Below are 12,252 nucleotides of genomic sequence, written 5' to 3'. Positions count from 1 at the left end.
AACTCAAACTACCTTGGGAAAGTTGGGCCCAATTAAAAAGCGATATCCGGCGGCGGTGCCACACGCAATACTTCCGCCACCGTAGTCAGGCCAGCGGCCACTTTCTTGGCCCCCGACAGACGCAGACTGTTCATACCCTCGCGCATAGCCTGGCGACGCAGCTGTTGTAGGTCGCAATCGGGGGTGACGATGGTCTGCACCGCTTCGCTAAACGGTAGGATTTCATAGATCCCCTGGCGGCCCTTGTAGCCAGTGTTACGACATTCCAGGCAGCCCTCGGGGGCATACACTTTTTCCGGTAGAGGCGCTTTCCAGGGGCGAACCAGGGAATGCCAATCCGCCTCATTGATGGTGTCTTCGCGTTTGCACGAAGGACAGAGAGTCCGCACCAGGCGCTGGGCCATAACACCGAGGATGGTGGACTTAAGCAGGTAGTGAGGCAATCCCAAATCCAACAGACGAGTAACCGCCGTGGGAGCATCGTTGGTGTGTAGAGTGGAGATCACCAAATGGCCGGTGAGCGCTGCCTGTACCGCCATCTGCGCGGTTTCCAGATCGCGAATCTCCCCCACCATGATGATATCCGGATCCTGGCGCATCAGGGTACGGATGCCCGCGGCAAAATCGAAGCCGATAGAATGGTGGACCTGAGTCTGATTAAAACTCTCCTCCACCATCTCGATAGGATCTTCCACGGTGGAGACATTCACTGCACTGGTGGCGAGCTGCTTGAGGCCGGTATATAGGGTAGTGGTCTTACCCGAGCCGGTAGGGCCCGTAACCAGCACAATGCCGTTGGGCCGCGCCAGCATCGTCTGCCAGCGGGCCAAATCAGTGCCGGCGAGCCCCAGGTCACTATAGGAGCGCGCCAGTACCTCGGGATCGAATATACGCATCACCAACTTCTCGCCAAAGGCGGTAGGCAGAGTGGAGAGGCGCAGTTCCACCTCACTGCCATCGGGCCGCTTGGTTTTTATGCGGCCGTCCTGGGGTTTGCGCTTCTCCGCCACATTCATTCGTCCAAGGATTTTTAGACGACTGGTTACCGCCGCATTGACCTGATCGGGCAGTTCATGGATCGGATGAAGTACCCCATCGATACGAAAACGAATACGCCCCACCTGACGCCGCGGCTCGATGTGAATATCACTGGCGCGCTGATCGAAAGCGTGCTGTAACAACCAGTCGACGATATTGACAATATGCTGGTCATTGGCCTCCGGGTCTTTAAGGCTGCCCAACTCCAGCAGCTGCTCAAAATTATTCGCTGCAGAGGTACCCTGCAGTCCACTGGCGCCGGAAATGGAATTCGCCAGGGAGTAAAACTCCACACAGTAACGCTTGATATCTGCAGGATCTGCCACCACCCGCCGCACCCGACGCCCACTAGTATGTTCCAGCTGCTCCTCCCAGCCGTGGGTGAAGGGTTGGGCCGTGGCAACAGTTAACTCTTCTGCACCAGCCTCGACACACAAAATCTGGTGACGCTTGGCGAACTGGAAACTCATTACCTCGGTTACCGCGCTCACATTCACTTTGAGCGGGTCGATATGATAGAGGGGGTGGTCCGCACACTCCGCCAGCCAGGCACTGAGTAGCTCGTCGCCCAGTAAAGTGCCTGGGCTCTTCTGGCTGGCCAGATCGCAACTGGCGATATAGCTGAGAGGATGCATCTGTGCCTGCTCCGCAGTGCGCGGCGTGCCCACAATACGGTTCGCATCCAGCCTGCTCACGTAGCCCTGGGCAACGAGGTCCTCCAGTAATCCACGCAAATCCAGCAACCTGTCCGCCGCTCTACTCTCTGTCATCGGCATGCCCCCTTATTCTCATATGACGACGCATTGTAGCCCTATCAATCAAAGCCGACAGTGCATCGTTAACGCACTAATACCGAAGTGGCTCCGATTGGGGTACCATGCCGCCGTTTCGCACCCTGAGCAATGGAGCTAACCATGGCCCTGTCGAATATTGCCAATTTGTTTGGCCGCTCACCGATCAAGCCGATCGAGAAGCATATGGCTACGGCCCACGAGGCTTCAGCCGACCTGATCCCCTTCTTCGACGCCCTCATCAAAGGCGACCTGAAAGAAGCGGAGCAGATTCAATTGCGTATCTCTGCAGCAGAGAATCGCGCCGATGACATCAAGAGAGACCTGCGTCTGCACCTGCCAGACAGCCTGTTTATGCCTGTCTCCCGCTCCGACCTGCTGGAGCTGCTGCACGCCCAAGACGAAGTGGCCAACACAGCGCAGGATATTGCCGGGCTGGCGGTCGGTAGAAAAATGCAGATCCCTGAGAGTCTACAGTCTCTGATGACCACTTTTGTAGAGAGCGCCGTGGCCACTTCCGCCCAGGCCCTGCGCGCGATCAATGAACTGGATGAGTTGCTGGAGAGCGGCTTTGCCGGGCGCGAGGTGACCATCGCCAAGCGTATGACCGAAGAGCTGGATGAACTGGAGCGTAAGTCGGATAAATTGGAAGTCGAAATTCGCGCCTCCCTGTTCACTATTGAAAAAGACCTACCGCCGGTGGATGTGATGTTCCTCTACCGAGTGATTGAATGGATCGGCGAACTGGCCGATCGTGCCCACAGCGTGGGTAACCGTTTGCAGTTGTTGTTGGCACGTTAGGGGGTTCAACGTGGAAATTCTTAGTCAATATGGCCATATTCTGTTGATATTGGCCTGTGTCGCGGGCTTTTTTATGGCCTGGGGTGTTGGTGCCAACGATGTCGCCAACGCCATGGGCACTTCAGTCGGCTCGCGAGCACTGACTATCAAACAGGCGATTGTCATCGCCATGATTTTCGAGTTTGCGGGCGCCTATTTAGCCGGTGGTGAGGTAACCGCCACAATCCGCAAAGGCATTATCGATTCTGAAATCTTTGCCTCGCAGCCCGAACTGCTCGTCTACGGCATGTTGTCCGCCCTGCTCGCCGCCGGCACCTGGCTACTGGTGGCCAGTATCCTAGGCTGGCCGGTATCCACCACCCACTCCATTGTCGGCGCTATTGTCGGTTTTTCCGCAGTGGGTATCTCCCCCGATGCGGTGGCTTGGGGCAAGGTGGGTAGCATTGTAGCGAGCTGGGTAGTCTCCCCGCTGCTGGCAGGTACTATTTCCTTCCTGCTGTTCCGCAGCGTGCAACGCCTGATCCTCGATACCGAGGATCCATTTGCCAACGCCAAGCGCTACATTCCTTTTTATATGTTCGCCGTGGGCTGGATGATCGCTATGGTGACCCTGACCAAGGGTCTGAAGCACGTTCTCAAAGACGCAGATATCAAGCTCAGTTTCCTGCAGGACGCCGGTATTGCCGCGATTGTAGGTCTGTTGGTCGCAGGCGTTGGCGTCACCATGCTCAAGCGTATCAAGCGTGACACCTCCATCGAAGCAGAAAACCGCTTTGCCAATGTGGAGCGTGTCTTCGCTATCCTGATGATTTTCACCGCCTGTGCCATGGCCTTCGCCCATGGTTCTAACGACGTGGCCAATGCCGTTGGTCCACTGGCGGCGGTAGTCAATACCATCCAAGTGGGTGCAGTAACCGCCAAGGCTACCATGCCTTCATGGATTCTGTTGCTTGGGGGCCTGGGTATTGTGGTGGGCCTCGCCACCTATGGCTTTAAAGTAATGGCGACGATTGGCCGTAAAATTACCGAGCTAACGCCCAGCCGCGGCTTTGCTGCAGAACTCGGCGCCGCTGCTACCGTGGTTATGGCCTCCGGCACCGGCCTGCCCATCTCCACCACCCATACCCTGGTGGGCGCGGTACTGGGTGTTGGCCTAGCCCGTGGCATCGGTGCGCTGAACCTGCGTATGATTACCACCATCGCCGCTTCCTGGGTAGTTACCCTGCCCGCTGGCGCTGGAATTGCAATCCTGTTCTTCTACTTCTTCAAGGGATTGTTTGGCTAATTGCGGCTGCGCAATATCCATCAAAAAAAGGGAAGCTCAGCTTCCCTTTTTTATTTCAAGCGAACCGCTCTTGTTCTGCTACCTGGCCAGAGCCCCCCCTCATCGCCCCCTCATCACCCTCTCAGAAACTGAACTAAGCTGTCCCAGATCTATCCGAAACCGTCCCGCCTGCCGAGTAGCGATCACCGGCTGAGAATGAATATCGCCACATGACGACACGTGACACTACACATTGGACTGTTGGCACCTACCTGGCACAGCGCTTGAAGGATGTGGGTATCCGCCACTATTTTGCCCTGCCTGGCGATTACAATCTGGTATTGCTCGACCAGCTACTGCTGGAGCCAGACCTGAAGATGATCAGTTGCTGCAATGAGCTGAATGCAGGTTATGCCGCTGACGGCTACGCTCGGGCAACCCAGGGACCCGCCGCAGCCGTGGTCACATTTTCTGTTGGCGGGCTCAGCATGATCAACGCAGTCGCAGGGGCCTATGCCGAGGATCTCCCTCTGATTGCCATTTCCGGGGGCCCAAATACCAATTCGGAAGCCGAGTGGGAGTACCTGCACCACACTCTGGGCGAAGTGAACTACAGCTACCAGCGCGAGATGTACTCTTACGTCACCGCCGAGACCGTAATCATCCACCACCCCAAACTGGCACCGGCCGCTATAGATCGCGCACTGGATACCGCCATGTTGCGGCGCAAACCAGTGTATATAGAGGTCGCCGCCAATGTCGCCAATGCCCCAACCTCGGCGCCAATTCCGCGCGGCTTTGCCCGACGCCCTACCAGCGATCCCGACTCCCTCGCCGCCGCTGTGAAGCATATCGTCGATTTCTTAAATGGTGCCGAGCGCCCAGTTTTAATTGCTGGCAGCAGGGTGCGTGCAGCCAGTGCGCAAAAAGCCCTGTGCGATCTGGCCCATAGCTGTAAATATGGTCTCGCCTCTATGCCCGATGCCAAGGGTCTACTTCCCGAGACCCTTGAGAGCTTTATGGGTATCTATTGGGGCCCTGTGAGCACCCCTGGATGCAGTGAGATTGTGGATACAGCAGATGCTCTATTATTTGCCGGTCCCCTGTTTACCGATTACACAACAACCGGCCATCAGCTGTGCTTTCAGGGTGATAAAGCCATCCTGGTGCAACCTACTTCTGTTCAACTGGGGGACACCTGCTACAGCAATGTGCATATGAGGGATCTGCTAAATGCCCTTGTAGGACAACTAAGTGCAAACGATGGGGCCTTGAAGGCCTACCACAGGGTGAGCAGCCCTAAACATATCCCCAAACCCGGTAAACCCGACACACCACTCACCAGTAGACAACTGTTCGCACGAATACAGAAGCTGCTCGATCGCAAAAGTACCTTGCTGGTGGAGACTGGGGACTCCTGGTTTAACGGTATGGAGCTTTCATTGCCCGAGGGAGCACAGTTTGAGATTCAGATGCAATATGGAAGCATCGGCTGGTCTGTGGGAGCCAGCCTCGGCTACGCCCTTGGGATGAGCAAAGGGCGCCTGATCTCCTGCATTGGCGACGGCTCCTTCCAGCTCACTGCCCAGGAAATATCCACCATGATTCGCTACGGGGTTAGCCCAATTATTTTCCTGATCAACAATGGTGGTTATACCATTGAGGTGGAGATCCACGATGGCCCCTATAACACGATTAAGAATTGGGATTACGCCAAGCTGATCGAGACTTTTAGTGCAGGGGAAGGCAACGCCTGGGGGTGTAGGGTCACCACCCAGGGCGAGCTGAATCAGGCAATCACTGAGGCCAAGAAGCGTAGTGGCCTGTGCCTGATCGAAGTGCTGATCGACCGCAACGACTGCAATGTAAACCTACTGCGTTGGGGCAACCAAGTTGCCCGCAATAACAGCCGGGCGCATCGTAGTATATGACAGCACTCCAAACGGTGAGGGCAATGTTTTTGCCCCTCATTTTCGATTGAGCAAGCTTCATTGAACGCTACTCATCGCAGTAAGTGGCAACCACTTCCATTTATTCTTCGCCCGCGCAATACTCACCAGCCACTAGCTATTTGCCGCATATCATCCGTTCCCGAGAAAGCATTCCCATGCCTTTATTGATCCTTGTCACCCTGCTCTGGGCCTTTTCTTTCAGCCTGATCGGAGTTTACCTCGCCGGTCAGGTCGACAGTTATTTCTCGGCGATGACTCGGGTTTTATTGGCCGCTCTGGTATTTCTGCCCCTGTTACAGTGGCGACGCTCTAGTGCTCGCGACGCCATTGTTCTAATGACCATTGGTGCCGTACAGCTGGGGGCCATGTACCTTTTTTACTATCAGTCATTCCTGCTGCTGAGTGTGCCTGAGGTACTGCTGTTTACCATATTTACCCCTCTATACATTGCACTGCTTTATGATCTGATTGAGCGACGCCTATCAGTGTGGAATTTGGCCATCGCACTTCTGGCAGTCTGCGGGGCGGCCATTATCCGCTGGGACTCCCCCAGTGGCGATTACTGGTTAGGCTTTGCCGTGGTTCAGGGGGCCAACCTGTGTTTTGCCGTCGGCCAGGTTGCTTACAAGCAATTTATGCAGCGGGATCAATCTCTCCCGCCCAGGCAGACATTTGGCTGGTTTTTTCTAGGTGCAGCAGTCATTACGGTATGCGCATGGGCTTTTTTGGGCGAGCCCAGGTATCCACAAACCCTAACCCAATGGGGAGTATTGTTGTGGCTCGGCCTTGTGGCCTCCGGCCTCGGTTATTTCCTCTGGAATAAGGGCGCCACCCTAGTCTCCGCGGCGACTCTCGCAGCTATGAACAATGCCCTGGTACCCGCCGGCCTACTGGTAAACCTGTTAATCTGGAACCGCGATGCGGATATTCCCAGACTCGCTCTGGGTGGATGCGCAATCGCCCTGGCGGTTATCCTCAACGAGCGACGCAACAAAATAGGGGACAATTCCCATGGCGCCTATCGCAGTACCTGAGTTAAAGACCCAGCTTCGACAATTAATCGCCTGCCCCAGTGTCAGTGCCACCGATCCAGCGCTGGACATGGGCAACCGCCCGGTGGTGGAGAAACTCGCAGACTGGCTCGATACCCTAGGGTTCACAGTGGAATTGATGCCCCTGCCAGACAGCACGAATAAAGCCAACTTGATTGCCACCCTTGGCGCACATGAGGGCGCTGAAGGCGGCCTGATCCTTTCCGGACACACCGACACGGTTCCCTTCGACGATGGGCGCTGGCATTCAGACCCGTTCAGCCTGCAGGAGCGCGACAATCGCCTCTATGGCTTGGGGACCAGTGATATGAAAAGCTTTTTCCCACTGGCCATCGAAGCCGCCCGCAGCGTTATCGATAAACCTCTGCGCCAGCCCCTGACCATTCTCGCCACCGCCGATGAAGAGACCTCAATGACCGGCGCCAGAGAATTGGTCAAAGCAGGGCGACCGCAAGGACGCTACGCGGTAATTGGCGAGCCGACTGGCTTGCGCCCGGTTCGCATGCACAAAGGTGTGATGATGGAGGCCGTGCGTATCACGGGACAATCGGGGCACTCCTCCAATCCTAGCCTCGGTGCCAACGCCCTGGAGGCCATGCACTTGGTTATTGGGGAGTTATTACGTCTGCGCGGGGAGTGGCAGGAAAAGTACAATAACCCCGGATTTGTCGTCCCCGTACCCACCCTCAACCTTGGCTGTATCCATGGTGGTGACAACCCCAACCGAATTTGCGGCCATGCGGAGTTACAGTTTGACGTACGCCCACTACCCGGTATGTCACTGCAGGAATTGCGCCGTGAGTTAAATACAAGGCTGCAGGCATGTATCGACAACAGTAGAATTCATCTCGATATGGTTTCTCTGTTTCCCGGTACCGAACCCTTCGAACAGGATCCTAATTCTGAGTTGGTCAAGGTTGCAGAAAAGCTCACCGGTTACAGCGCCCAGAGTGTCGCCTTCGGCACTGAAGCCCCCTACTTGAAGAGCATGAATATTGACACTATCGTGCTTGGCGCCGGTGATATAGATCAGGCTCACCAACCGGATGAATACCTGGAGCTCGATCGTATAGAGCCGATGGTAAAAATATTGCGCAACCTGATCGGACGCTTCTGCCTCTAAACCATTCAGGCCGGCCTGGCTTCAGTTAAATTTTTATCCGCCCCTTACACAAGCAAATATATCGACAGACGGAAAGGTATTAGTGACCGACGAGAACGCCTCCCTCAACTGGTTCCGCCATGCGGCGCCCTATATCAATGACCTGCGCGGTCGCACTCTGGTAGTCGGCATTCCCGGCGACGGGCTCGAACACAGCAACTTTCGTAACCTGGTCCACGATCTGGCGCTGCTCGCCAGCCTTGGAGTCCGCCTGGTAGTGGTGCATGGCTGCCGTGCACAAGTCAACCGCGCCCTGCAAGAGCGCGGCATTGAGGGCCGTTTTCACGGCAACAAGCGCGTTACCGACCGGGAAAGCTTGGAAGTGATAAAAGCCGCAGTGGGCAGATTGCGCTTCGATATCGAAGCGGCCTTTTCCCAGGGGCTCCCCGACTCCCCCATGGCGCGCTCAGCGCTGAAAGTAATCTCTGGAAATCTGGTTACTGCACGCCCATGCGGCGTTCTGGATGGTGTCGACCTGGGCTGGACCGGCACAGTGAGGCGCATGGAAGTCAACACTATTGAACAGGCACTAGACCAGGGCGCACTGGTGCTACTATCCCCCCTGGGGACCTCTTTGACCGGCGAACTGTTCAATATTAATTACCTGGACCTAGCCGCAGAGGCCGCTAGAGTCCTGCGAGCCGAGAAACTGGTGCTGTTCCGCGAGCCGGCGCAATTGATGCTTGATGGTAATCCGATCAACGAGCTCAGTATTGTGCAGGCCGAGCAAGCCGCCACCCGAATACAGAGCAAAACCCTGCAGTGTGCCATTCAGGCCTGCAATTCAGGTATAGCCCGGGTCCACCTGCTCAGTTACTGCCAGAATGGTTCACTGATCCAGGAGCTCTTTCGACGTGAGGGCGCCGGTACCATGATCTACCGGGATAGTTATGAAGTGGTACGCCGGGCGCGAATCACCGATGTAGGGGGGATTCTCGGTCTGATTCGCCCACTGGAGAAGCAGGGCGTTTTGGTAAGACGCTCACGGGAAAAGCTCGAAGCCGAGATAGATCATTTCACCCTGGTGGAGGTCGATGGTACACCCGTAGCCTGTGCCGCACTCTACCCTATTGGAGACGACAGCGACGATACTTCTGCCGCAGAGATTGCCTGCGTGGCAAGCCACCCAGATTTTCGTGGCGGTGGGCGCGGCGCCAAGCTGATGCGCCACCTCGAACGCCAAGCCCGAGCGGTCAATATCCGCGAGCTCTATGTGCTCACCACCCAAACCGAACACTGGTTTATCGAACAGGGGTTTGATCAGGTCGGGGTGAGTGATCTGCCAGCCTCACGTAAATCCCTGTACAACATCCAGCGCAATTCACGCATTCTGCGCAAACAGCTCGGCCAGGACGGTACGTCTTAACTCTCTCCTATCGCAATACCTATCCTAGTAAATAGCGCAGTGGATCCGCACTGCGCGAAAACATCCCAGATATAGGCTTTTTTTGCTAAGCTGACGCTCTAATTTACACAGCCGGATGCTTGTACCATGCCCAGATATCGTTCCCGTACCTCCACCGCCGGACGCAATATGGCCGGCGCCCGTGCCCTGTGGCGTGCCACAGGTATGACCGATGCGGATTTCCACAAGCCGATTATCGCCATCGCCAATTCATTCACTCAGTTTGTACCCGGGCACGTACACCTCAAAGATATGGGGCAGCTGGTGGCAAGGGAGATCGAGCGAGCCGGCGGTGTCGCCAAGGAATTCAATACCATCGCCGTAGACGATGGTATCGCCATGGGCCACGATGGCATGCTCTACAGCCTGCCCAGCCGTGAGATTATCGCCGACTCGGTGGAATACATGGTCAACGCCCACTGCGCTGATGCCCTGGTATGTATATCCAACTGTGACAAGATCACTCCGGGCATGCTGATGGCTGCCCTGCGCCTGAATATACCGGTTATTTTTGTATCCGGCGGACCAATGGAGGCTGGCAAGACCAAACTGGCCGACCACAAGCTCGATCTGGTGGATGCCATGGTGATCGCCGCCACAGATACAGCCTCTGACGAAGAGGTTGCGGAGTACGAGCGCTCTGCCTGTCCAACCTGCGGTTCCTGCTCCGGCATGTTCACCGCCAACTCCATGAACTGTCTGACTGAGGCGTTGGGCCTCTCACTGCCAGGCAACGGCACCCTGTTGGCCACCCATGCTGACCGCAAAGAATTGTTCCTGCGCGCCGGACGAGAAATCGTCTCGCTGACCAAGCGTTACTACGAAGAAAATGACGAGAGCGCCCTGCCTCGCAATATCGCCAACCGCGCAGCCTTTATGAATGCGATGGCTCTGGATATCGCCATGGGTGGCTCGACCAACACGATATTGCATCTACTCGCCGCAGCCGAGGAGGGCGATATCGACTTCAACTTACAGGATATCGATCGACTCTCACGCGAGGTGCCGCAACTGTGCAAAGTCGCACCTAACACAGAGAAGTACCATGTGGAGGACGTCCACCGAGCCGGTGGGGTAATGGCGATTCTCGGCGAATTGGAATCTGCTGGTTTAATTGATGCCTCCCTGCCCACCGCCTACGGCGGTTCACTGGCCGATGCATTAAGGCAATGGGATATTTCTCGCACCGATCAGCAATCGGTGCATGACTTCTACCGAGCTGGTCCCGCAGGTATTCCCACACAGACCGCATTTAGCCAGGCCTGCCGCTGGCCAACTCTGGATGCCGATCGTCAGCAAGGGTGCATTCGCTCAGCCGAGCATGCTTATTCTGCTGAGGGCGGGCTGGCAGTTTTATTCGGCAACCTGGCCCCTAATGGCTGTGTAGTAAAAACCTCCGGTGTGGACGAGATACTGTGGCAATTTGAGGGCCCGGCCCATGTTGTCGAGAGCCAGGAGGAGGCGGTTGCCCATATTCTCGAAGGTAAAGTACAGAAAGGCCAAGCGATAATTGTTCGCTATGAGGGCCCTAAAGGCGGGCCCGGTATGCAGGAAATGCTATACCCCACCAGCTACCTAAAATCCAAGGGACTTGGGGAACACTGTGCCTTGATTACCGATGGACGTTTTTCCGGGGGCACCTCTGGCCTCTCTATAGGCCACGTTTCTCCAGAGGCTGCATCTGGAGGGAATATCGCGCTGGTACAGGATGGCGATTCAATCCGAATCGATATACCAGCGCGCAAAATTGAGATTGCCCTCAGTGAAGAGGAGCTTGAGAATCGCCGCCAGGAAATGGAAGGGCTCGGCCAGCAGGGCTGGAAACCCCAAAAAGAGCGCCCCCGAAAAGTCAGCAAGGCCCTAAAAGCTTATGCATTACTCGCCACCAGCGCCGATCGCGGTGCGGTAAGGGAAATTGATTAAGCAGATATACAGAAATTAAAAAGCGGCCCAAACGGGCCGTTTTTTTATTGTGCAAGTTTATAGGTGATCCGATTGCGAACACCATACCGCTCGACGGGGTGGCCATCTTCCACTTGTGGCTGATATTTAAACCGCTCTGCCGCAGCCTGTGCCGAACGATTAAATACATTGGTTGGATTGCCGGCGCTGTCATAGCCAGCAACAACACGCACATCGCGCACCGCACCGGTTTTGCTTATCGTAAACTCCACAACTACATAACCTTCTATACCTCTGCGTATAGCCGTGCTCGGATAACGCGGTGTAGCCTTATAAACAGGCACAGGCTCTCTCGATACGATAGCTGGATTATTACCAGTTTCAGTAACCGGAGGAGTAATCGTTGGGACGGTATTTATAGTCTCCACTTTTCTAATCGTCTCAGTACGCTCAAGCGGTGGAGGAATATCCTGAGGGCTCGGTGGAGCCTGATACTCCTGCTGGGTAACCACTTTCTTGTCGGTCATATCTATAGGTTGAATTGTCGGTAGCGGCTTGGCCACCGGCTCCACGAAATTAGTGGAGATCAACTGACTCATTGCAAAAATCAAACCGAGAGTAATCAGGGCTGCGTAAGCCAAGCCTTTGGCATAACCAGTAAGCAAATGGGTAGGGAAAAAATCGGGGCTGGAAAATGGCGTGCAAGCTCTATCCATAACACCTCTCCTATTGTTATTAGGGTGCGTAAAAGGCATCCAAGTGCCGAAATGGAAAAAGCTGATCAGCTGACTTTAATCATTAGCCAATTCACAAAAAAATGCAAATAGTTCGTAAATACAGGTTATAGCGACATTTAATATTATTGAAAGAGGAAACAAAGGCATA

General features: G+C 55.3%; 9 protein-coding genes. 7 read left to right on the top strand and 2 right to left on the bottom strand.

All coding sequences use genetic code 11. From position 1 onward, the window contains the following. Positions 1-32: 32 nt before the first annotated feature. Positions 33-1,808 (bottom strand): type IV pilus assembly ATPase TfpB, encoded by a 1,776-nt coding sequence (gene tfpB, locus ACJJIC_RS05060; RefSeq protein WP_444887383.1) that lies wholly within the window; start codon positions 1,806-1,808, stop codon positions 33-35. Positions 1,809-1,952: 144 nt separating this feature from the next. Here tfpB and ACJJIC_RS05055 point away from each other — a divergent pair, with 144 nt between their 5' ends. The 7 genes from ACJJIC_RS05055 (at position 1,953) to ilvD (ending at position 11,388) form a co-directional block, all read left to right on the top strand. Further along, the gene (locus tag ACJJIC_RS05055) at positions 1,953-2,630 is read left to right on the top strand and encodes a TIGR00153 family protein (protein ID WP_252083561.1); all 678 of its coding nucleotides are present in this window, start codon (positions 1,953-1,955) and stop codon (positions 2,628-2,630) included. A 10-nt stretch (positions 2,631-2,640) separates the two neighbouring features. Then, positions 2,641-3,915, top strand: a complete 1,275-nt coding sequence (locus tag ACJJIC_RS05050) for an inorganic phosphate transporter (RefSeq protein WP_252083562.1) — start codon at positions 2,641-2,643, stop codon at positions 3,913-3,915. 209 nt (positions 3,916-4,124) lie between these two features. Continuing rightward, positions 4,125-5,825, top strand: a complete 1,701-nt coding sequence (locus tag ACJJIC_RS05045; RefSeq protein WP_445356552.1) for a thiamine pyrophosphate-binding protein — start codon at positions 4,125-4,127, stop codon at positions 5,823-5,825. 176 nt (positions 5,826-6,001) lie between these two features. Beyond that, on the top strand, positions 6,002-6,880 hold the full coding sequence (locus ACJJIC_RS05040; RefSeq protein ID WP_445356551.1) for a carboxylate/amino acid/amine transporter: 879 nt from the start codon (positions 6,002-6,004) through the stop codon (positions 6,878-6,880). Then, entirely contained in the window at positions 6,858-8,021 is a 1,164-nt protein-coding gene (argE, locus tag ACJJIC_RS05035; protein WP_445356550.1) for an acetylornithine deacetylase, read from the top strand. Before ACJJIC_RS05040 ends, argE begins: the two co-directional genes overlap by 23 nt. An 82-nt stretch (positions 8,022-8,103) precedes the next feature. Continuing rightward, a complete protein-coding gene (gene argA / locus ACJJIC_RS05030) occupies positions 8,104-9,426 on the top strand; it encodes an amino-acid N-acetyltransferase (RefSeq protein ID WP_444899645.1) in 1,323 nt (440 codons plus the stop codon). A 126-nt stretch (positions 9,427-9,552) separates the two neighbouring features. Further along, positions 9,553-11,388, top strand: coding sequence for a dihydroxy-acid dehydratase (ilvD, locus tag ACJJIC_RS05025; protein WP_444910671.1), 1,836 nt, complete (start codon positions 9,553-9,555; stop codon positions 11,386-11,388). Positions 11,389-11,432: 44 nt separating this feature from the next. Here the strand turns inward: ilvD and ACJJIC_RS05020 are convergent, their stop codons facing one another. After that, entirely contained in the window at positions 11,433-12,083 is a 651-nt protein-coding gene (locus ACJJIC_RS05020) for a TonB family protein (RefSeq protein ID WP_444910672.1), read from the bottom strand. Positions 12,084-12,252: the final 169 nt, after the last annotated feature.

This window comes from Microbulbifer mixtoriginis (SeqCode), assembly GCF_052468275.1.
The sequence above is the reverse complement of the archived record's forward strand: the minus strand, read 5'-3'. Positions and strand labels throughout refer to the sequence as shown.

Excerpts from the sequence above, each read along its gene's own strand:
- tfpB (WP_444887383.1), bottom strand. The coding sequence starts at position 1,808 with ATGACAGAGAGTAGAGCGGCGGACAGGTTGCTGGATTTGCGTGGATTA.
- ACJJIC_RS05055 (WP_252083561.1), top strand. The coding sequence starts at position 1,953 with ATGGCCCTGTCGAATATTGCCAATTTGTTTGGCCGCTCACCGATCAAG.
- ACJJIC_RS05045 (WP_445356552.1), top strand. The coding sequence starts at position 4,125 with ATGACGACACGTGACACTACACATTGGACTGTTGGCACCTACCTGGCA.
- ACJJIC_RS05040 (WP_445356551.1), top strand. The coding sequence starts at position 6,002 with ATGCCTTTATTGATCCTTGTCACCCTGCTCTGGGCCTTTTCTTTCAGC.
- argE (WP_445356550.1), top strand. The coding sequence starts at position 6,858 with ATGGCGCCTATCGCAGTACCTGAGTTAAAGACCCAGCTTCGACAATTA.
- ilvD (WP_444910671.1), top strand. The coding sequence starts at position 9,553 with ATGCCCAGATATCGTTCCCGTACCTCCACCGCCGGACGCAATATGGCC.
- ACJJIC_RS05020 (WP_444910672.1), bottom strand. The coding sequence starts at position 12,083 with ATGGATAGAGCTTGCACGCCATTTTCCAGCCCCGATTTTTTCCCTACC.